Genomic DNA, 20,929 nt, shown 5'->3' with positions numbered 1-20,929 from the left:
TGATAATGAAGGAAAAGATCTTTTTATACTATACCAGCGACTTGCATAGCCACTTTGAGAATTGGCCTCAAATTGTCGGCTATTTCAATCAAAGAAAAAAGATACATCATATAAATGAAGAAAGTTACTGGCTGTTAGATAATGGTGACCATGTGGATCGTTTTCACCCGATAACAGAAGGCTTGATGGGCAAAGGAAATGTTGAGCTTTTAAATCAGGCAGGCTACAGCTTTGCAAACTTAGGTAATAATGAAGGAATCACGTTATCCTATGGGGATTTATATTCGCTGTATGAGGAGGCTGATTTTGATGTGGTTTGCGCTAACTTACAGTCACAAACAGCCCCCCAGCCAGATTGGTTAAAACCGTATAAAATTTTTCAAACGAAGTATGGAACGAGAATAGCTGTTCTTGGCTTAACTGCACCATTTGAAACATTTTACAGTATGTTGGGCTGGTCAATTACTTCACCTTTTGATATATTAGACAAACTAATAACAGAGGTACAGAAACAAGCGGACATTGTTGTACTGCTCTCGCACCTCGGTATGTACGATGATGAAGAGATTGCGAGACATTATCCTGGGATTGACGTCATTATCGGTGGGCATACCCATCATCTTTTTCAAAATGGTGAACATACAGGGAATTCCATCTTAACTGCTGTTGGCAAACATGGCACACATTTAGGGGAAATTATATTAGAATGGGATCATGCTGTACAATCTTTAAGCAAAAAAGAAGCCTATGCTGTATCGACTGAAAATATGGAAAAGGATAGTCTTGCAAATGAGCAAGTGGAAAAGATGAGAGAACGCGCTGTGGAGCATCTGCAAACTCCTGTAGCCTATCTGGAGCATCCTTTAAAAATTGCCTGGTTCAAGGAAACGCCGCTTATGAAAAGGTTTACGAAAGGAATGCAGGATTGGACAGGGGCAGACCTCGCAATGTTGAATGCTGGTGTGTTGCTCGACCATCTAGGTGAAGGGCAAGTGACATCTGAAGATATTCATCGAATATGCCCTCATCCAATGAATCCGTGTAAAGTCGAACTTTCTGGGGATGAGTTGCTTGAAGTCATTCGAGTGGCTCATACAAGAAAATTGACTGAAATCCGCTTGAAAGGTTTAGGTTTCCGAGGTGAAGTCATCGGTAAAATGGTTTTCACAGGTGTTGACATCGAGGTCTTTGAAGGTTCTGATGATGAATTACATGTCAAAAGTGTACGTATGAATGGGATGGATATTGATAAACAAAAAACTTACACCCTGGCTACTGCAGATACCTTTACTTTCGGAAGGCTTTTTCCTGAGATTGCCTACGCTGAATATAAAAGGTATTATATGCCAGAACTGCTTCGCGATGTCCTTGCAAAATCTTTGGGTTTTTAAAAATGTGTGGCAAGGACGTAAAATTATTTTTTAGGGAGCAATAATAGCCTGGTCGATGGCACATTTCATAAAATGTGATACAACTTATCTAACATGATGCTTAAACCCCTCCTTCCTGACATATAGATAGGGCAGGAGGGGTTGTTTTATGGGAACTAAAAAGACGAATCCACCCTCAATAGGGAAAAGAATTCTTATCACGTTCATTTGTTTTGCTATCATTACAGGTTCATGTTTATGGTTAATTGATCGAGGGATCACTCCAGCCATACAAGAAATTGCTACAACGAAGGCTCACCAGCTGGCCAGGGTTGCTATAAATGAAGCAGTCAGTAAACAAATTTCTGAGGATATAAATTATGATGATTTGGTGGAAATTGAAAAAGATAATGAAGGGAATATTGTTTCTATGGGCTGGAATTCTGTTGTGGTAAATAGAGCGTTGAGAAACACCACCTTAAGAGTACAACATTTCCTCAGGCGAATGGAACAAAATGATCTTCCAATGGATGTAGCATTGGAGGCAGATCTTGAACAGTCTGAAGAAGACCCGAGTGTAGAACCGGTCACATTGATTAGAGTCCCCATCGGATTGGCAACAAATAATACACTCTTGTCAAACCTTGGACCTGAAGTGCCTGTTCAGTTGCAAGTAATTGGTGATGTCCAGACACAATTTAGAAATGAAATAACAGAGTACGGTATTAACGCTGCACATTTTCAATTATGGATTAATTTTAAAGTAAGCTTACAAGTTGTTATTCCTTTTGCTACTGAGACAACTGTTGTAACTAATGATATTCCGGTTGATTCTCGGACGATTATGGGTGAAGTGCCTGAGTTTTATAATGGCGACGGAGGGGAGGAATCTCCAACCTTTTCACTACCAATGACAGGCTTGCAATAAACGATAGATCTTGGTAAACTATTTAGGAATTAAATATGCGTGACCTTATCAGATCGGTGAGGTAGAGGCGCAGGACTTCATTAGTAATTCAAGTGGGAGGATGACAACGATGACCACGTTTATGAAAGGGAAGACCTGCCGAAGTTTATTGCAGCAGTCAAGCTGCCTTATTCTGGTGTGCACCTGAACAAGGGTTACACTGTCATGCATGCTTTTAAGGTGCATGGTGCGCTACTGATCGAAATGGAGGATAATCAAATTGCTGCTGTATGGCAATGATAGGTTATTTTCTATCATTGTCTTTTTTGTGTGCAATAGCTTTTCAAAATTCCTCAATTTTATCTCCAGTAGACTTCCTAAAAGCACCTCGTTATCATCTTAAGATAAAATGGAGGGGAACCACTTTGGAAGGAACGATTTATTCACTTATTCCACCATTACTCATGCTTATTCTTGTGATTGCAACAAGAAAAGTCATTCTGTCTCTGGCAGCAGGTATTATTGTCGGAGCCTTTATGCTTACACAATTCAATGTGATGGATGGTATACAAATGATTTGGACTGTATTTGCTACCATTTTTTATAGCGAAGGTGCTATCAACACAGGTAATATTTATCTGCTAACTTTCTTATTACTACTTGGTGTTGCAACAGCTTTTATGACAGCTTCCGGTGGCAGCAGAGCTTTTGGTAAATGGGCAGTAACCCGTATTAAAACTCGTAACGGGGCAAAACTTGTTCCGGTTTTATTAGGTATTATCATTTTTATCGATGATTACTTTAACGCATTAGCCGTTGGGCAGGTAGCTAGGCCTGTGACGGATCGACATAAAATTTCTCGAGCAAAATTAGCGTATTATATAGATTCTACCTCAGCGCCGATTACCGTTATTTCGCCTATTTCCAGTTGGGGAGCTTATATTATCGGAACGATTGGCAGTATTTTAGCGGCTAATGAAATTGCCAATTATCAACCACTTGAGGCCTTTATTAGAATGATTCCGTATAACTTTTACGTTTTTGCAGCCTTGTTACTCGTCTTTTTGACTGTATTTATGAAGATAGATATTGGTTCAATGCGTAAACATGAAAAGCGAGCTATGCAGACTGGTGAGTTGATCGATCCTAATAAAGTCGGGGATGTTCCGGGTGATTTAAACGATGAATTTGAGGAACACGAGCATGGAAGGGTCTCCCATCTCATCTGGCCTATTGTGACATTAATCTTAGTAACTGTTACGTCAATGGTTATTACAGGGATACGGAATTCAACAGAAACAGTGAATCTAATAAGTATTTTTGCTAATACAAATGTAAATATTTCTTTATTCATAGGCGGGGTGATAGCTGTTCTTGTGGCAGGGGGACTTTATGTTAAACAAGCAGAGCCCAAGTCAGGTATCAATCATGTCTTAAGCGAAGGTGTAAAAGCAATGCTTCCGGCCGTGTATATTCTCGTCTTTGCATGGATGATTGGCGATGTAATCGGACAGCTTGGAACGGGGGAGTATTTAGTTACTCTTGTTAACCAATCATCGATTAACATTGCATTCTTACCTTTCCTTATTTTTATTGTGGCTGGTTTTATGGCCTTAGCTACGGGAACATCTTGGGGAACGTTTGGAATTATGCTCCCGATCGCAGGTGAAATTGCCGTTGGAATTGATGTGAATTTAGTCCTGCCAGCCTTGTCAGCAGTTCTTGCTGGGTCTGTGTTCGGTGATCACTGTTCACCGATTTCTGATACAACCATCCTTTCTTCAACTGGGGCTGGATCGAATCACATTGACCACGTAATGACCCAGTTGCCATATGCATTTATTGCGGCTATCGCTGCAGCTGTTGGTTATTTAATACTAGGATTTACTGGACAGCTGCTACTGGCGTTCTTGTTGACATTGATTGTTATAGCGATTTTAGCAATGTGTATTCACTATATTTTTCCAGAAAATTATTTGACTAAGTAAATATATTCAAAAGAGGGGTACATTTGAGTACTCCTTTTTTATATGTGGAATTTCAGTTCTAGTGGGGAAATTTGAACTACTGATCTTTATTATTGGGGCATACAAAATATAGCTTTGACATCTCTTTAACAGTATGGTTATAATCTAAGTATAAATAATCAGAAAAAAATAAAGATTTAAAACATTCTCTTTCCATTGCTTGTCACATACAAGTATTAAAAGGGATTCTGATTATTAAGGGGAGGTCTTTAGACATGGAAAATCGATCACAGTGGGGGTCAAGGGCAGGCTTTTTATTTGCTGCCATGGGTTCAGCAATTGGTTTAGGCAACATTTGGCGCTTTCCGGCTACAGCGTACGAAAGCGGCGGCGGAGCATTTATTATTCCTTACTTATTTGCTTTACTAACTGCTGGTATACCGTTATTAATTTTAGAGTACACAGTTGGCCATAAGCACCGTGGCTCAGCTCCTAAATCACTCGGTAGAGTAAGAAAGGGCTTTGAATGGATTGGTTGGTGGCAAGTAACCATAGCATTCGTTATTTCGACCTACTATGCTGTGATTATTGCCTGGGCAATTATGTATGCTTATTATTCATTTAATTTATCTTGGGGTGATGATCCTACAAGCTTTTTCGTAGGAGACTTTTTAACACTAACAGATCCAGGTACGTTCGGGGGACTAGTACCTAAGGTTTTACTCCCACTACTTATTGTATGGATCATTACATTAGGGGTGCTTTCTAAAGGGGTTAGAAAAGGAATTGAAAAAGCGAATAAAATTTTCATTCCAACCTTAGTTGTTTTATTTATCATCATCGTTATTCGTGCCATTACACTTGATGGGGCTGCAGCTGGTTTGTCTGCGTTTTTCACCCCTGATTGGTCTAGTATAGCCGACCCGCAAGTATGGGTAGCAGCATATGGACAAATATTCTTTAGTTTATCAATAGCTTTTGCTATTATGATTACCTACTCTTCGTATCTACCGAAGAAATCAGATATTACAAACAATGCCTTTATTACAGGATTTGCAAACTCCTCCTTTGAAATTCTTGCAGGGATTGGAGTATTTGCGGCCATTGGTTTTATGGCTTTCACTTATGATACAACTGTCAGTCAACTGGCTGCTGAAAAGGGAGTCGGAGGAGTTGGCCTTGCTTTTATGGTATTTCCGGAAATTGTTAGTCAGATTCCAGGTATACCGAGAATCTTTGGCTTTCTGTTCTTCGCTTCACTCGTATTGGCTGGGTTGTCGTCACTTATCTCCATTACTGAGACATATGTAGCTGCAGTATCTGAGAAATTTAATATTTCAAGAGGTAAGTCTATTATGTTTGGCGGCGGTTTGGCAGCGGTCCTCTCTCTTCTTTATGCAACACAAGGGGGACTGAACCTATTAGATACGGTAGACCACTTCATTAACAATTTTGGTGTAGCTTTAGCAGGATTGTTTGAAGTTGTAGCTTTAGCTTGGTTTGCCAAAGGACTTAAGGGATTCCAATCCCATGCAAATGAGATTTCTGATATCAGATTGGGGACGTGGTGGCGCTTCTGTTTAGGTGTTATTACACCAATCGTGCTTGGATACATGATGCTGCAAAACCTGCGAGCAGAATTATCGGCAGCATATGGAGGGTATCCAATCGATTTCCTATTCAACTTTGGATGGATCGTCGCGATTGGCGCCATCTTTGTTGGCTCTTTAATGTCAATGAAAAAATGGCCGAACAATGAATTGAATCAAACACAATCAGATGATGAGAAGGAGGTTGCTCGCTAATGGCTATTGTCATGTTTATTATAACCATTGTTATTATTTGGGGCGGCCTGGCACTTAGTATTACCAATGCAGTAAGAAAGTCTAAATCAAGTAGTTAATTTATAAGAAAGCCCGGGTATTCTGCAGTACAGAACACTCGGGCTTTCTTTTCATTACTCACGTGCTAATTTTTCCCATCTTTTCAAATAAGGATAAGGGTCAAAAGACCATTCATTCTCTCCATTATCTTGGTACATTCCATAATGTAAATGCGGAGGGAACTTTCCAGAAGTTCCTGGTGGTCCATAACCAGTGGCACCAACGCTGCCTATTACATCCCCAGGCTTAACTACATCTCCAACATTCATTCCATCTTTAAAGCCGTTTAAATGAGCGTAATAATGATAAATGTTAAAGATATCGCGGATGCCAATTCTCCATCCGCCATATTCATTCCACCCTTTCATCTCAACAACTCCATAGGTCGTCGACTTAACGGGGACCCCATGGTTTGCAAAGATATCTGTTCCTTCATGAATCCTGCGTCCTCCAAACCCACGCGCATCGCCCCATGTGTTATTGTAGCTGAAATTGGCTTCAAGCGGTAATGGGAAATCTCTATCCTTAAGAGATACCGTTTGGAATTTCTTGAAGACTTTAGCGGTATTCATAATGGTTTGTACGGTTAGATCACGTTTGTAATAATTCCAGAGAGCTATTCTTATATCATCTTTTGTCGTGCCGTATGATTTAATATAGTTCCCTAATGACCAGAGAATATCTTCATCATTTGTAATGTCGATTTTTTTGTCGCCATTCCCACTAGTACCCCATCCTGAGGGAAAAAACATCGAAGGATAGTCGATCCCATTCCAAAACAACGGGTCAGGTTGAATGGCTGTTACCCTACCCTCTGAAGGATCGTCGTTTATTTGCCGTTCATATTGATCAATGGCAGCAAAATAGTACCATGGGATATCAGTTACTGCTGATGTTTTTTTATAGAGGGCCATACGTTCAGATTCTTCACTTGCGAAAATGTAATCAACCAAAAACAGTTGACACACACCTGCGATCAAAATAGTTAAAAGTACTTTGGAACGAATATTCATTTCATTCACCTTCAAATTAATTGGTACAGTTAGCTTGCCATTTCTAATCTAGCCTTATGCTTGGAAATGTCAGGCAAAATGCTATTCTGCCTCGTTGTCATTCGTTTGCTTTTCCTTGAGGGGCTTCTTTCATTTTATTAATAATGTCGTCAACGACTTCTTCGTATTGATCGTCGTAAACGGTTGTTGTACTCAGGCTTTGAATGTCACCAAATGCAGAAGGGTTATCAGAGACATACACATGATAGAAACTTGGTACTAACGAATAGGCGGTTTTTTGAACCATATCTGCTGATAATTCCCTTTCCTGTCCTTCGGGGGTTTGGTAAGCTACAAGAACCTCTTCATCGGTAACCAATGTAGCTACATCTTCAAAACCATCATATTTGAGAATCATCCGTGTAATCATATCAGCAACCTTTTCGCGGTTTACTTTAATGGTCTGGTTCTTTTCATCATTTTGATCAAATTGCCCTTGCTTATATCTTACATAACCCACCTGGCCATCCATGGAGCGGTCATTGTAATCATCCATTTCATTACTGTGGAGGGCTTGATCTGGCTCTTGGTTTCTCGCTTCTTCCTCTTGTGCCTCATTACAACCTGCAAGCACCATAAAGCTGAGTCCCATTAGTATAGGGAGTAATCTATAGGTCTTCATGTTTGAATCCTCCTGTTTTATATATCAACTTGTTATTAGGTTGGACTGTTTTTAAAGAATGATACAAAATTTTGGTGATCTATTTCCGGGATTGTTTCTAAATATGGTACACTAATGACAAAGTAAGAGGTGATCATTGTGATTGAATTATTTGGAAAAACGTATGAAATTAAAGAAGACTATCGGGAAGCTTTTAATGAGGAAGATTTGGAAGGGCGTTTTAGTGATATTTTAAGCAAGTATGATTTCATCGTGGGGGATTGGGGCTATGGTCAGCTTCGACTCAAAGGCTTTTATGATGATCAGAATTCTAAAGCAACGTTTGAAACGAAAATAAGCACACTTGAGGATTATTTGTACGAATACTGTAATTTTGGCTGTGCTTATTTTGTTTTAAAAAAGGTGAACCAATAAACCGGTGTGTCTCTATGCACACCGGTTTTTAAACATTTTCAAAAAAACATCCCCCGCTGTTTTGGCACAATGGAGGATGACTGTTGTTGAGTATTAAATTAGATAAGATCGTGTAAACATGCCCTTAGCTGTTCTGCATCGATTTGATTCATTTGAAAGATATGTTCAAGACGACCAGGCTCATCCAATGTTTGATGGTCGACGAGCCCTAGCCTTTTGCTTTCAAGGTCTAGAAGCATGGTTTTACCATCGAACTGTTCTGCATGTAAAAAAGCAAATTCAAAGCGGTTGCTTCCTGCAGAAAATACTACAAATCGTGTGGTAGTATTTTCCGTTTCGTCCTTAAAAATCTGATAATTAGCCATTTGAACAACTCCTAATCGCGGATTATCTTTAGGTGAGGTTTATAATCTAAGTGGTGATTAGTTTTAACGAAACGAACCGTACGAGTCTTAGCACGCATCACTATGGAATCTGTTTCTACTAAATCTCCACCTAGGAACTTGACGCCATTTAATAGCTCGCCTTCAGTCACCCCTGTAGCTGCAAAGATAGCGTCATCGCTTTTAACAAGATCGTTTAGTGTAAGATGCTGCAATGGATTTTCAAGTCCCATTGTCTGGCATCGTCCAGCTTCTTCTTTATTTTGGGGGGCGAGCCGTGCCTGCATATCCCCGCCGAGGCTTTTAATCGCAGCGGCAGAGATAACGCCTTCGGGTGCACCGCCGGTTCCAACAAAAAGATCGACTCCAGTTTGGGGTAGACAGGTGGCAATGGAGGCACCTACGTCGCCGTCCCCAAAGAGCTTAACACGTGCTCCTTTTTTAATTACTCGATCAATAATATCTTGATGTCTCTCACGCTCCTGAATGATAACCGTGAGATCTGCGACCCGCTTATTATTTGCTCTTGCTACAATATCAATCGTACGTTCGATCGGATCGTCAATGTGTATTAATCCTTTAGCATGTTTACCCACTGCGATTTTATCCATGTACATATCGGGAGCATGTAGTAATGTCCCGCGTTTAGCAGCGGCAATAACTGCCACGGCATTATTATGTCCTTTGGCAACAATATTTGTTCCTTCTAATGGATCAACAGCAATATCGACTTTCGGACCCGTTTTGTCACCAAGTTCTTCTCCGATATACAGCATAGGGGCCTCGTCCAACTCTCCTTCACCTATGACGACAACGCCGTCCATCGATACTGAGTCAAACATTGTTCGCATGGCTGTCGTGGCCGCGTCGTCAGCATTCATTTTATCACCGCGGCCCATCCATTGTGCGGAAGCGATCGCTGCTGCTTCTGTCACACGTACTAGTTCCAATGCAAGTTCTCTATCCAATATGTCCGCCTCCGATTCCTTGAATTCCACTATATACTATAGCAGAATTCGCCTAGAAACGTAAATATACATCCTATTATCCAGTGAAACGACAATTGTGTTATCCTAATTTAAGTGAAAGAGTGAAAAATAGGGAGGATCGCATCATGTACTTTGTTGACCGGAAAAAAATTGAAGATTTATTATCATATATGGAGACATTAATTTTAGAACAAAAAGAACATACTAATCGTACATTCACTGACTATTTAGTACTGGAGAGAATGACGCACTTAACTGTTGAAATCATCATTGACGTGGGAAACCAAATGATTGATGGATTTATTATGCGGGATCCAGGCAGTTATGAGGATATTATTGATATTTTAACGGATGAAAAAGTTCTTCCTAAAGAAGAAATTGAAGCATACAAAGCTATTGTCAGGCTTCGTAAAATGGTGGTTCAGCAGTATTTATCTGTTGACCATGAGGCAATTATAACTATTTGGAATACACACAGTAAATCATTTAATCAGTTCCCAGACCGTATTCGCTGGTATTTGGATGAGGAACTTGGGCCTGTAACTGCTTTCTCAAAAGAGTAAGGGCAATGCTCTTAGGTAATAGTTGTGTGTTCAAAAAGTTGACGAATGAGAGACAAGAAGTTCGAGGCGCGAAAGTTTTGAGGACCACAGCGTGTACCTTCATACGTGAGGACCGGAAAAACCGAGCAACGAAGAAATTCGCCGTTTATCATTTGGTGACTTTTTGAACATCCTCTAATAGCACAAAAAAGTAGTAAATGAAGTAACTTAGAGAGCAGGTGCTATATAAATGAAACAATATAAAGCCTATTTTATTGATTTAGATGGAACGATGTACAGAGGGAATGAATCCATCCCTGGGGCTGCGGAGTTTGTCGAGCGTTTACGAATTCAATCTGTACCGTTTATGTTCCTCACTAATAATTCTTCTTCAAGGCCTGAGCAGGTAGCAAAGAAGTTGAACAACCTGGGTATTGCTGCACAACATGGACAGGTGTTTACATCCAGTTTAGCTACTGCAAGTTACCTCACATCGTTACAAGAAAAGGCAAAAGTGTACGTGATAGGGGAAGAAGGGCTATATACAGCTCTTGAACAAGAAGGTCATGAAATAACAGATCAAGGGGCCGATTATGTCATTATCGGTATCGACCGAAATATCTCTTACGAAAAACTTTCACTTGCTTGTTTAAATGTTAGAAATGGCGCGAAGCTAATAAGTACAAATAAAGATGCTGCCATACCGACTGATAGAGGCATGCTCCCTGGAAATGGGGCATTAACTTCTGTGGTTGCTGTTAGTACAGGGGTAGAACCGATTTTTGTAGGTAAACCGGAAGCGGTTGCAATGGAACTAGCCCTTAGTAGAATTGGTCTTGAAAAAAGTGAGGTACTCATGGTTGGCGATAACTATGAGACAGATATTTTAGCAGGGATAAACGCTGGACTTGAGACATTAATGGTTGAGACAGGAGTCTCTTCGTTTAAGGATATTCAAAATATGGTAAAACAGCCTACTTATAAGGTGAAAGATTTATATGATTGGTTAAAGCAATAAGACAGAAGCGAAGTCAGGTGAGTGACTTCACTTCTCAAGTTAGATAGGGCCCAAAGAAAATAGTGATAAACAGAATGTGGACTCCAACGAAATACCCCAGTCGGACAGTGATCGACCAATCTTTTGAACTCATTCGTAGGATTCCGTATGTTATTAGAGCAAATATAAAGATGTAGAACAGGGAACTACCCGGAAAACTCAAATATTCGGGAGCTTGCAACAAAAGTCTTGATGTGAAAATAAGGTCTTTAAACAAAAGAGCGGCTCCGAGATAAATAGAAGCCCCTAAGAAAAATACCCAGGCTCGATCTCTATCGAAGGATCTGTTAGAGCTAAACATCATAACGGCAATAAAAACTAATGGCCAAATATACCAAATGACACCAACAGCTATAGCCAAAAAGCTTGCGGAAAGCATTCCTAACGTTTTTCCTAAAGCACCAATAAGATATGCTCCTGAGACCTGTTTCGCTTGTTGGATAATCTCTGGATTTGATGAAGAAAGAAGCAGTCGGTTTTCGTCCCCTTGCATATCTAACCAAATGATTGCCTCCTTATTAATCCATTCAGGAGTAGCTGAAGAATCGGGAGTGTTGCTCAATCGGGTTGTACTCGTTACACCGTTATCTGTTAACGTGGCTTCGTAGATATTAAATTGCTTTTCCTTACGATAACCAGTTTCTGTTTGACCGAACGCTTTAAATAAAAGATTAGTGTCACCATCTTCTGACTTCATTTCAAAATCTGAGACTTCTGTCAGTTTTGCTTGCCCGACCGGATCTGAGAATTCAATTTGTGTAAACTTTGGATGCTCATTTAATGTTTGTTGAGAAAAATAATAATGGTAGACAGGCTCCCCAGACATGCTCTGTTTCTGTAAGGTTTGTAGAAGCAAAGCATATTGGCCATCTGTAATAGTGAATTGAATGGATTCAGCTACTTCCGAAGGTTTCGTTTTAAATTGTGCTGATGCCATTTTTGATGCTTGATTCTCTGTCAGTTCGTAAAAAGTAATATCAATGCCTGCTTGATCTGTTCTTTGTGTCAGTAAATAGGTGTTCGAGTCCGTTTGATATGTGCTGATCTCGACATTTTCATTATCTAGAGTAAGGAGAGGGAAAGACTCCATAGTGTCCGGCTGTAAAGTGGAAATTTCCTGTCCTTGACGGTAAATCACTTTACTATTCAGCGGGATAAACTGAGATGCATCAGCGATCTTTTCTTTGGTTTCCCCCTCATATATAGCATAGTAATCTGAATAAATTAACTGTTCACCATCAGAATATGCTTGTGTCCATTTATCGTATGGGATATCATAAGAGTTTTCTGAAACTACTTGATAGGTTTCGTTAAGTGACTTTTGTTGGACACCTTCTTTTGTCACGTAAGATACTGAAATATTTCCATCTTTAGTTACGGTTATGTGTGGTTCGATGAGCGTTGGTGTACTTCCTATCTCCACTTCCCGACTCCAACTTTCGTTGGGTGGTTCAGTTACTTCTTGATAATTCTCGGCAAATAAAATGGATACACCGATTAAAATAACGAGTAAAGGGCCGAGCCAAACCCACTTTTCCTTTAACTTCCTCATAAACCCAATCCTTTCCACAGATGTCATTTAACTACTACATTATATACGAACAAAGAAGCTATAGGTTTCAGAAAATTTAAAAAGCCACGCGCTAGGCGTGGCTTTAAGGGTAGATGTTTATTATATTATTCTTCTTCGGCTTCACCTACTGCACTGTGAGCAAGTCTGCTTGAAGCGGCAGCAGCTATTGCGCCTACAATGTCATCTAAGAAGGTATGACACTGTCCTGATGATTTATCGTTGAGAGCCTGTAGGATTCCCGGCTTTTGCTTATCGATATAGCCATAATTAGTAAATCCAATGGAGCCATACACATTTACGATCGAGAAGGCAATAATTTCATCCACACCGTATAATCCTTCATCCACCTCTATAGTCGATTGAAGGGGTTCCTCAAGTTGTTTTTGTTCTGCAAGCTTATCGAGCTGGATGCCCGTTACAATTGCATTTTGCACCTCGCGTTTTTTAAGTACCTGATTAACGTTATATCGACAATCCTTCATTGTGAGGCTAGGGTGGTATTTGGATTGAAGATAATGGACAAGTTCGGCCATATCATCAATGGTTACACCACGATCTGTCAGCCACTCTCTTGCCGTTTTTTCTAACACCGATATTGATCGATCTTCTGCAGTCATGATTCATCAACCTCCTTGCACTTAGTTACAATAATTTAATACTGTTTCTTTTCGTAAAGAATGATTGGGTATACTTGCATTATATCAAAAAATCAAACGGACATTCCATAATATGTTTTATTGCTCCATTTGTTATAATACGGGAAGAAGAATTATGAAAGGAAGGATAGTATGACAAAGCCTTATATATTTATAACGAGAAAACTCCCTGATGAGGTGGTGGATCCTTTTCGAGAACAGCTGGATATATCAATGTGGGATAGTGAAGAAGTGGCAGTTGATCCAGAAAGACTCCTGAAAGAAGCAAAGCATGCAGATGGGCTACTAACAATGCTTAGTGATTCCATTGATGGCGATGTATTGCGTCAGGCCTCAAATTTAAAAGTAGTTGCTAATTTAGCAGTTGGTTTTGATAATATAGATATTGAAGCCGCAAAGAAACATAGTATTACTGTTACAAACACGCCGGATGTCTTGACAGAAACCACAGCTGACTTAACGTTTGGTTTATTAATGGCGACAGCTCGCCGGATGATGGAAGCCGCATCCTTTGTTAAAGAAGGCAAGTGGGAGCATTGGTCTCCTCTGCTGATGGCTGGATCAGATATCCATCATAAAACAATAGGAATTGTAGGCATGGGCCGTATCGGTGAAGCGGTTGCTAAGCGTGCACGAGGTTTCAATATGAACGTACTTTATCACAATCGTACACGTAAACAAGAGGTCGAGGACAGGTTAAGTGTCGAGTATGTCAACTTTGATTCTCTGATAAGTAAAGCAGATTTCGTTGTTTCCCTAGTCCCTCTAACAGAGGAAACAGAGAAATTATTTAATGAAGAAATATTTAATAGAATGAAACGTGAGGCTATTTTTATAAACGTTTCTCGAGGAAAAGTGATGGACGAAAAGGCATTGTATCAGGCTATTACAACAGGTGAGATTAGGGGAGCGGGACTTGATGTGTTCCAAGAAGAGCCAATCTCGGAAACTCATCCGCTTTTATCACTTAAGGAGGTGGTTTGTTTGCCTCATATTGGGTCAGCAAGCCGTGAAACCAGGTATAACATGATGAAATTAAGCCTTGATAATGTTCTTAACGTTCTGCAGGGGAGCAATCCATTAACTCCTGTTAACTAAGTAGGAAAAAAAGCGTTGGAGGTGGACGGGGCCAACTTCATGTAACCAAATCCATAACCAACTATTTTTAAAGTAAGCTAAGCTAAAAAGCCGTACACGTGTATTGGTGTACGGCTTTACATGATTTAGAATACTTGTTCGACTTCATGAATTCCTGGGACTTCTTGTGAAAGTGCACGCTCAATTCCAGCTTTTAATGTAATCGTAGAGCTTGGGCAGTTTCCGCAGGCTCCCATAAGACGCAAGCGTACAATTCCGTCCTCAACGTCAACTAATTCAACGTCCCCTCCGTCACGGAGTAAAAATGGGCGAAGTTTATTTAATACTTCTTGAACTTGTGATTCCATGTTCAATCTTCCCCTTTCGTTACATTCTATTATAAAACGAAACCAATAAAAAATCTATGGATGTCTCTTCAACATTATTTACTTGAGAACTACTTTCATTTTATCTTTTTTATCATCTTTTGTAAAATGATTATAGAATACAATACATCAAGGTGGAGGGGCTTTAATGAGTGAGAAGGCGGTTCAGTTGAAAGTGTACGGGGCAGAGGAGAGATGTGCCAGTTGTGTTAATGCACCTGGTTCTAAGGAAACGTTTGAGTGGCTGGAAGCGGCCATCGACAGAAAGTATGGAAAAGATGGTGTAGAATATACGTATGTAGACATCCATACGGAACACAATAGTGATGAGGACCGAAAATATGTAGAGCAAATTTTAAACGATGAGCTTCTTTATCCATTGGTAGTGATAAACGGCGAAATAGCTGCCGAAGGGATTCCGCGCTTGAAATCAGTCTGTTCTGTGCTTGAACAACATGGGTTGAAAGGGTCTTTTGAAGCTTAATAGACGAAGGGTATATGGTGTCTTTTTTTCATTTTATATGGTAGCATTATATTTTAGTGGGGGTTCATCCAGGTAAAGAGGTGAGGCGGATGAATCCAATTATTGAATTTTGTGTTAATAATTTAATCAGTGGTGCTGACGAGGCAATGGAAGAGCTTGAAAAAGACCCTGATCTTGATGTTATAGAATATGGTTGCCTTAGCCATTGTGGTATTTGTTCTCAAGGACTGTATGCTTTGGTTAATGGTGAGCGAGTGATGGCTGACACACCTAAAGAGCTTGTTGACAATATTTATCAACACCTGGAAGAGAATCCCCTATTTTAAAAGTGTCTAGCTTTTGTCTATGGGTGTGTGCAAAAAGTTGCCAAATTAGAAGGGCGAAAGATCGCCACGACACGCGAGCAATGTCGACCCTAGCACGTCCTGTGCGTCGCAAGAAGGTCGAGGGTCGTTCCTGAGCATCAAGGAAACCTTCTCCGAATCGACCTCGCATGAAGGAAAAAATGCCCTTATTTTCCAAGGAACGGACTTGCACAGGGACGTGCACGGTTTTAGTAGAAGTTCTACTGCTGCTTCATGATACGTGAGTAGCGAGGCAACTTCAGAGAATATCCTTCACCACTGCCTTGGCACCGAGGAATTTACTTCTTTGAGGCTCTTAGAGGCAGGTGTACACGCCCCTCAAAAGCAAGTCAAACGAAGAGGGTCGGCTCTTATCATTTGGTGACTTTTTGAACATCCTCTATGGGAAATCCCTTCATGATCCTTTTCATAAGGGTTTTTTTAAATAGAGGGTAATTGCGTTTATTTGATCATGCAAGGGGAATTTTAGTATACTGACAGTAACGATAAGAAAGGAGAGGCTCTAGATGATTCTTAATATCACCGAAGCAGCTAACCATCGAATTAAGGAAATGTTGAAGGAAGAAGATTCGAGCAATGCACACCTTCGTTTTGGAGTGAAAGGTGGAGGTTGTAGTGGATTGTCATATGCGATGGGCTTCGAAGACGAAATAAATGAAGAATTAGACACAACGGAAATGTTAGACGGGATCCCCGTAGTCATTTATACACAAGATATTCCAATTGTTGAAGGCACGACCATTGATTTTAAGGAAAATATGATGGGCGGCGGGTTTACGATCGATAATCCGAACGCTATCGTTTCCTGTGGCTGCGGCTCTTCTTTTAAAACAGCAACAAATGCTGGTACACCAGATCCAAACTGCTAAATACGGATTCGTCCTTCTTTACGTTCTAGTGAATGTGAAGAAGGATTTTTTTGTGGTGCGAAAGTGGTCAAATATGCAAATAATTGAGCTTATGGGCAATTAATTAGTTTTCCGTGCAATTACATTCTCCAATCTGTTCATAAAAAAGACTATCCTCAACTAGCTGAGGATAGTCCCTGTATTTTACTGAGTTAGGAAAACATGCTTGTTGAATGTTTAGGTTGTACACGTGCACTAGGGTCGAGATAAGCTTTGGCATTATTTACAGCGGTTGGCCCTTCTCCAAAACCGGAAGCAATCAGTTTTACTTTGCCTGGATAGGTGCAAATGTCCCCTGCAGCATAAATACCTTCTATATTAGTTTCCATCTTTGAATTAACGACAATACTATTTTTGTCGATTTCGAGCTCCCAATCCTTTATTGGACCTAAGGATGAGATGAATCCGTAGTTAACGACTACTTCATCAACATCAATTGTTTCTATACGATCTCCTTTTACTTCATGAAGCTCAACTTGACTTACCCGATCCTTACCGATCATTTTTTCAGGAGTGAACGGTGTCATCAATTTTACATTTGAATTCATTAGTTGCTCGACACTATGTTCATGAGCGCGGAATTTGTCACGACGGTGAACGAGTGACACTTGCTTCGCGATCGGCTCAAGCATCAGTGCCCAATCAACGGCTGAGTCACCACCGCCGCAAATCATAACATTTTTATCAGCGAATTTATTCATATCATTCACATGGTAATGTAAGTTTGTCTCTTCAAATCTTTCTGTATCATCAATTTTCAGCCTCCTAGGCTGAAAAGCGCCATTTCCTGCTGTAATGATGAGTGTACGTGTATAATGTACCTCTTTATTTGTGGTAAGTTTAAGGGAATTATCCTCAAGACGCTCTACCGTCTCAACCGCTTGGTCAAGGGCAATAGCTGGATCAAAGGCTAACGCTTGTTCTTCTAAGTTATCTACAAGCTCCTGCGCGCGAACTCGTGGAAATCCTGCCACATCAAATATATATTTTTCAGGGTAAAGAGCAGTAAGCTGCCCGCCCAAATGAGGTAAACTCTCTATTATTTTAACGCTTGCTTGACGCATGCCGCCATAGAATGCTGTAAATAAACCGACGGGGCCCCCACCGATTATCGTTATATCATAAACTTTGTCATCCATTAGTTTGCCTCCTCTTCTCATAAAATTACACTTTTTCTATTTTATCATAAATTTTATTTCAATGGCATTTTTGCTGTTTTGAAAGCCTTTACTATCTGTGAAAATATTAATAACTTTCGGAAATTATTATAAGGCTTGAAAATCGATAGGAAAAAGTCTAAGATAAATCTAGAAAACATTTTACGATTTTATGACAAATTTTGAATAGGATTGATGGGCTTTTTTTTATGGGGAACTGTGTGAAACGAGTCACAAAGAAAGACTTTATACTTATGTAAGCATGTTGTTAAAAATTACGAGATGGAAGTGATAATCATGAACAATCCGAATATCGTGATCATTGGAGCCGGCTACGGTGGAATTATGACGGCGGTTAAGTTACAAAAAAGCTTAAACGTAAATGAAGCGAACATTACTTTGGTGAACAAGCATAGCTATCATTACCAAACGACATGGCTTCACGAAAATGCCGCTGGGACTCTGCACCACGACCGTACAAGAATGCAAATTAACGATCTTATCGACACGAGTAAAATCAACTTCGTTCAGGATACAGTAACTAAGGTTCAACCTGACGATAAGAAAGTGTTGCTAGAGAATGGTGAACTAACTTATGACTACCTAGTTGTCGGGTTAGGATTTGAAGCAGCAACGTTCGGCATTCAAGGCCTAAAAGAAAATGCATTTACAATCAGCAGTATTAATAGTGCACGACTTATTCGTCAGCATATTGAATATAACTTTGCCAAATACAACAACGAAGCGGACAAGAAAGAGGAGCGTTTAAACCTTGTTGTAGGTGGTGCTGGTTTCACAGGAATTGAATTTGTCGGTGAACTTGCGAACCGTGTACCTGAGCTTTGTAAAGAGTACGACGTTCCACGTGAAAAAGTACGGATAATTAATGTGGAAGCGGCCCCGACAGCCTTACCTGGATTTGATCCTGAGCTGGTGGAATATGCGATGAACTCTCTTGAGGCACGCGGTGTTGAGTTCAAACTTGGTGCGATGATTAAGGAAGTAACAGAAGATAAACTGATATTTGAAAAAGATGAAAAACGTGAAGAAATTTCAACTAATACAGTTGTGTGGGCAGCCGGAGTTCAAGGGAATTCCCTAATCGTTGATGCCGGTTTTGAAACCAATCGCGGCCGAATCCCAGTTCGAGGAGATTTGCGTGCACCGAACTATGATGATGTATTCATCGTTGGTGATTGTGCGTTAATCATGAACGAAGAGACAGAACGTCCTTATCCTCCAACAGCACAGATTGCTATTCAACAAGCTGAGCACACAGCTGAAAATCTTAAAAAGCTTGTGCAAGGAAATAACCATTTAGAATCATTCACACCTGAGATCCAAGGTACAGTTGCTTCACTAGGACATAGCGATGCGATTGGTGTTGTATTCGAAGATAAGAAGTTATTTGGCTGGTCAGCGTCAGCAATGAAGAAACTGATTGACAATCGTTATCTTCTTAAATTAGGCGGAATCGGACTTGTTCTTAAAAAAGGAAAGCTTAATTTCTTTAAATAATTTAGATGAATTAAAGCAAAGGCAGGACATCTGCCTTTGCTTTTTTAGAGTTAGGAATATATAATTTTAATGCGGTAATGATTTTAAAAAATAACCATCTGTTACATATTTTATTTTCGAATTGAGGCTCAAAGGTTTAGGAGAGTTTGGTGTTGACTTTAAATTGAACTTTCCTCTAACCGTGTCTACCAGGGCACTTCTGCTTTTCATGTTGTCTAGCTGCAAGGGGCAGACCTCCGCGACATAAGCAGTTCACTTCCGTGGCCCCACAGGACATGGGGTCGTTCGGCGTTGAAACAGGATGTTTCGACTTTAGTCGAACTTCCTTTTTTATTCACTGCAGCGCTCTGCTTATGCGTTTTAGGTCTAACCGCTCCTTTTCGCTTTTCTTATTGTCTAGCTGCAGTGCCCAGACACTCGAGACATAAGTGGTTCGCCTCCGTGGGGAAAGATCACCCCGCTGCGCCGCTCCACTTATGCTGGTCGTGTCTACCCGGGCGCTTCCGCTTTTCTTAATTAGGAGGATTTATTTTGAATATTGTTCAGTTTGTTGTTTCCATGCTTCTGTTTTTTGTGCTATTTTTTGGTATTGGCTTTTTAATAAATATGATTTTGAGGACTTCCTGGGTCATGGCCGTTGTCTATCCAGTTATCGTACTGCTGATCGTAGATAACTTTGAAATAAGTCATTACTTTACTGAAACTTCATCAGCTTTTCAAACAGTTTTTGAACGGCTTGCCAATCTGCAGGTTGTTGATATTGTTGTACTTGCGTGTGGGTTTGCAGGTACGATTACAGCGGGGATTGTAATCAGGTTATTAAGGAAGCTTGGCTATCAAATGTTTTAATGTCAGACCACGGTGTCGTTCTTTGACATCGTGGTTTTTTGTATAGTTAAGGTAAATGTTGGACATGATGACATCGTGAGGTGATATTCATGATAAAACATTTACGTACTATTATTTTTGTAACATTATTCGCTGTAGGCGTCTATTTTACCTTGGTAAACATAACAAATATGACGTTGAAAGACGTAGACAATTGGTTATACAGTAATGAAAAAGCATCAGCTTTAGAAGGAGCAGTGATGAAGGAAAGAGGAACAAGTCTTGAAAGTAAATCACTTAAAGTAAAAAAAGCACAGAAGCGCTATGTATCTACGTCTACCGTGGAAGCGCCAAAATCGTTGCTGGATGCGATTGATGTTTCACAGTACCCAAGTAACACGGTTATGGCAACAGGGTATACGGCAGGTTACGAATCAACTGGAAAAACACCAGAACATCCTCAATACGGCATAACTTATTCAGGCGTAAGTGTAAAAAGAGATTTATATTCTACTATAGCAGCAGATCTATCGGTCTATCCAATTGGAACCATTCTGTTCATTCCGAATTATGGGTATGGCGTTGTTGCGGATAAAGGTTCGGCGATACAAGGTAATAAAATTGATTTATACTATCCTACAGTCGATGATGTTTATGAGCATTGGGGTAAGAAGTCAGTAGAGGTTTATGTCGTTAAGGAAGGCGATGGAACGCTTACAGAAGAGGATCTGGCTTTACTCAATAAAAATGAAGCATTACAAGTGTTTCGTACACAAATACTAAAAGAATAA

Annotated in this window: 23 protein-coding genes and 1 riboswitch; of the genes, 15 read left to right on the top strand and 8 right to left on the bottom strand. The window is 40.1% G+C overall.

Features of this window, described 5'->3' with window-relative positions; all coding sequences use genetic code 11:
- Window positions 1–5: 5 nt before the first annotated feature.
- The 5 genes from MUO14_RS04620 to MUO14_RS04600 all read left to right on the top strand — a co-directional run bounded on the left by MUO14_RS04620 (window position 6) and on the right by MUO14_RS04600 (window position 6,147).
- Window positions 6–1,391 (top strand): bifunctional metallophosphatase/5'-nucleotidase, encoded by a 1,386-nt coding sequence (locus MUO14_RS04620; protein ID WP_244753899.1) that lies wholly within the window; start codon window positions 6–8, stop codon window positions 1,389–1,391.
- A gap of 148 nt (window positions 1,392–1,539) precedes the next feature.
- Window positions 1,540–2,298 (top strand): sporulation protein YunB, encoded by a 759-nt coding sequence (yunB, locus tag MUO14_RS04615; RefSeq protein WP_244753898.1) that lies wholly within the window; start codon window positions 1,540–1,542, stop codon window positions 2,296–2,298.
- Window positions 2,299–2,352: 54 nt separating this feature from the next.
- A riboswitch (Lysine riboswitch) is annotated at window positions 2,353–2,540 on the top strand.
- 162 nt (window positions 2,541–2,702) lie between these two features.
- Window positions 2,703–4,265 carry a Na+/H+ antiporter NhaC family protein gene (locus MUO14_RS04610; protein WP_244753897.1) on the top strand — a complete coding sequence of 521 codons (1,563 nt, stop codon included), beginning with the start codon at window positions 2,703–2,705 and terminating at the stop codon, window positions 4,263–4,265.
- A gap of 254 nt (window positions 4,266–4,519) precedes the next feature.
- Window positions 4,520–6,049, top strand: a complete 1,530-nt coding sequence (locus MUO14_RS04605; protein WP_244753896.1) for a sodium-dependent transporter — start codon at window positions 4,520–4,522, stop codon at window positions 6,047–6,049.
- Window positions 6,049–6,147 (top strand): methionine/alanine import family NSS transporter small subunit, encoded by a 99-nt coding sequence (locus MUO14_RS04600; RefSeq protein ID WP_244753895.1) that lies wholly within the window; start codon window positions 6,049–6,051, stop codon window positions 6,145–6,147. Before MUO14_RS04605 ends, MUO14_RS04600 begins: the two co-directional genes overlap by 1 nt.
- 54 nt (window positions 6,148–6,201) lie before the next feature.
- Here the strand turns inward: MUO14_RS04600 and MUO14_RS04595 are convergent, their stop codons facing one another.
- Together MUO14_RS04595 and MUO14_RS04590 are read right to left on the bottom strand one after the other, a co-directional pair.
- The gene (locus tag MUO14_RS04595) at window positions 6,202–7,140 is read right to left on the bottom strand and encodes a M23 family metallopeptidase (RefSeq protein ID WP_244753894.1); all 939 of its coding nucleotides are present in this window, start codon (window positions 7,138–7,140) and stop codon (window positions 6,202–6,204) included.
- A 97-nt stretch (window positions 7,141–7,237) separates the two neighbouring features.
- Entirely contained in the window at window positions 7,238–7,801 is a 564-nt protein-coding gene (locus MUO14_RS04590) for a YhcN/YlaJ family sporulation lipoprotein (protein ID WP_244753893.1), read from the bottom strand.
- A gap of 138 nt (window positions 7,802–7,939) precedes the next feature.
- On the opposite strand from MUO14_RS04590, the gene MUO14_RS04585 reads away from it, so the two are divergent.
- A complete protein-coding gene (locus MUO14_RS04585; RefSeq protein WP_244753892.1) occupies window positions 7,940–8,215 on the top strand; it encodes a YutD family protein in 276 nt (91 codons plus the stop codon).
- Window positions 8,216–8,313: 98 nt separating this feature from the next.
- Here the strand turns inward: MUO14_RS04585 and MUO14_RS04580 are convergent, their stop codons facing one another.
- Entirely contained in the window at window positions 8,314–8,580 is a 267-nt protein-coding gene (locus MUO14_RS04580) for an SAV0927 family protein (RefSeq protein WP_244753891.1), read from the bottom strand.
- A gap of 11 nt (window positions 8,581–8,591) precedes the next feature.
- Window positions 8,592–9,566 carry a class II fructose-bisphosphatase gene (glpX, locus tag MUO14_RS04575; protein WP_244753890.1) on the bottom strand — a complete coding sequence of 325 codons (975 nt, stop codon included), beginning with the start codon at window positions 9,564–9,566 and terminating at the stop codon, window positions 8,592–8,594.
- Between the two features lie 146 nt (window positions 9,567–9,712).
- On the opposite strand from glpX, the gene hepT reads away from it, so the two are divergent.
- Window positions 9,713–10,150, top strand: coding sequence for a type VII toxin-antitoxin system HepT family RNase toxin (gene hepT, locus MUO14_RS04570; protein WP_244753889.1), 438 nt, complete (start codon window positions 9,713–9,715; stop codon window positions 10,148–10,150).
- A 229-nt stretch (window positions 10,151–10,379) separates the two neighbouring features.
- A complete protein-coding gene (locus MUO14_RS04565) occupies window positions 10,380–11,147 on the top strand; it encodes a TIGR01457 family HAD-type hydrolase (protein WP_244753888.1) in 768 nt (255 codons plus the stop codon).
- Window positions 11,148–11,181: 34 nt separating this feature from the next.
- Here the strand turns inward: MUO14_RS04565 and MUO14_RS04560 are convergent, their stop codons facing one another.
- Together MUO14_RS04560 and MUO14_RS04555 are read right to left on the bottom strand one after the other, a co-directional pair.
- Complete coding sequence (locus MUO14_RS04560) at window positions 11,182–12,738, bottom strand: hypothetical protein (protein ID WP_244753887.1); 1,557 nt, start codon at window positions 12,736–12,738, stop codon at window positions 11,182–11,184.
- 125 nt (window positions 12,739–12,863) lie between these two features.
- Window positions 12,864–13,376 carry a phosphatidylglycerophosphatase A family protein gene (locus MUO14_RS04555; protein WP_244753886.1) on the bottom strand — a complete coding sequence of 171 codons (513 nt, stop codon included), beginning with the start codon at window positions 13,374–13,376 and terminating at the stop codon, window positions 12,864–12,866.
- A gap of 171 nt (window positions 13,377–13,547) precedes the next feature.
- Here MUO14_RS04555 and MUO14_RS04550 point away from each other — a divergent pair, with 171 nt between their 5' ends.
- The gene (locus MUO14_RS04550; RefSeq protein WP_244753885.1) at window positions 13,548–14,513 is read left to right on the top strand and encodes a 2-hydroxyacid dehydrogenase; all 966 of its coding nucleotides are present in this window, start codon (window positions 13,548–13,550) and stop codon (window positions 14,511–14,513) included.
- A gap of 125 nt (window positions 14,514–14,638) precedes the next feature.
- Here the strand turns inward: MUO14_RS04550 and MUO14_RS04545 are convergent, their stop codons facing one another.
- Window positions 14,639–14,860: a NifU family protein gene (locus MUO14_RS04545; protein ID WP_244753884.1), complete on the bottom strand. Its 222-nt coding sequence runs from the start codon at window positions 14,858–14,860 to the stop codon at window positions 14,639–14,641.
- A gap of 166 nt (window positions 14,861–15,026) precedes the next feature.
- Between MUO14_RS04545 and MUO14_RS04540 the strand changes: the two genes are divergently transcribed.
- From MUO14_RS04540 to MUO14_RS04530, 3 genes are all read left to right on the top strand, one after another.
- Window positions 15,027–15,362: a YuzD family protein gene (locus MUO14_RS04540; protein WP_244753883.1), complete on the top strand. Its 336-nt coding sequence runs from the start codon at window positions 15,027–15,029 to the stop codon at window positions 15,360–15,362.
- An 89-nt stretch (window positions 15,363–15,451) separates the two neighbouring features.
- On the top strand, window positions 15,452–15,688 hold the full coding sequence (locus tag MUO14_RS04535) for a YuzB family protein (protein WP_244753882.1): 237 nt from the start codon (window positions 15,452–15,454) through the stop codon (window positions 15,686–15,688).
- Window positions 15,689–16,233: 545 nt separating this feature from the next.
- Window positions 16,234–16,596 carry a HesB/IscA family protein gene (locus MUO14_RS04530; protein ID WP_244753881.1) on the top strand — a complete coding sequence of 121 codons (363 nt, stop codon included), beginning with the start codon at window positions 16,234–16,236 and terminating at the stop codon, window positions 16,594–16,596.
- A gap of 191 nt (window positions 16,597–16,787) precedes the next feature.
- On the opposite strand, the gene MUO14_RS04525 is transcribed toward MUO14_RS04530, so the two are convergent.
- Complete coding sequence (locus MUO14_RS04525; protein ID WP_244753880.1) at window positions 16,788–17,774, bottom strand: NAD(P)/FAD-dependent oxidoreductase; 987 nt, start codon at window positions 17,772–17,774, stop codon at window positions 16,788–16,790.
- Between the two features lie 315 nt (window positions 17,775–18,089).
- Between MUO14_RS04525 and MUO14_RS04520 the strand changes: the two genes are divergently transcribed.
- From MUO14_RS04520 to MUO14_RS04510, 3 genes are all read left to right on the top strand, one after another.
- Window positions 18,090–19,310: an NAD(P)/FAD-dependent oxidoreductase gene (locus MUO14_RS04520; protein ID WP_244753879.1), complete on the top strand. Its 1,221-nt coding sequence runs from the start codon at window positions 18,090–18,092 to the stop codon at window positions 19,308–19,310.
- Between the two features lie 531 nt (window positions 19,311–19,841).
- Window positions 19,842–20,159, top strand: coding sequence for a YuiB family protein (locus MUO14_RS04515; RefSeq protein ID WP_244753878.1), 318 nt, complete (start codon window positions 19,842–19,844; stop codon window positions 20,157–20,159).
- Window positions 20,160–20,248: 89 nt separating this feature from the next.
- Window positions 20,249–20,929 (top strand): 3D domain-containing protein, encoded by a 681-nt coding sequence (locus MUO14_RS04510; protein WP_244753877.1) that lies wholly within the window; start codon window positions 20,249–20,251, stop codon window positions 20,927–20,929.

The organism is Halobacillus shinanisalinarum (assembly GCF_022919835.1).
Taxonomy (GTDB): Bacteria; Bacillota; Bacilli; order Bacillales; family Halobacillaceae; genus Halobacillus_A; species Halobacillus_A shinanisalinarum.
The sequence above is the reverse complement of the archived record's forward strand: the minus strand, read 5'-3'. Positions and strand labels throughout refer to the sequence as shown.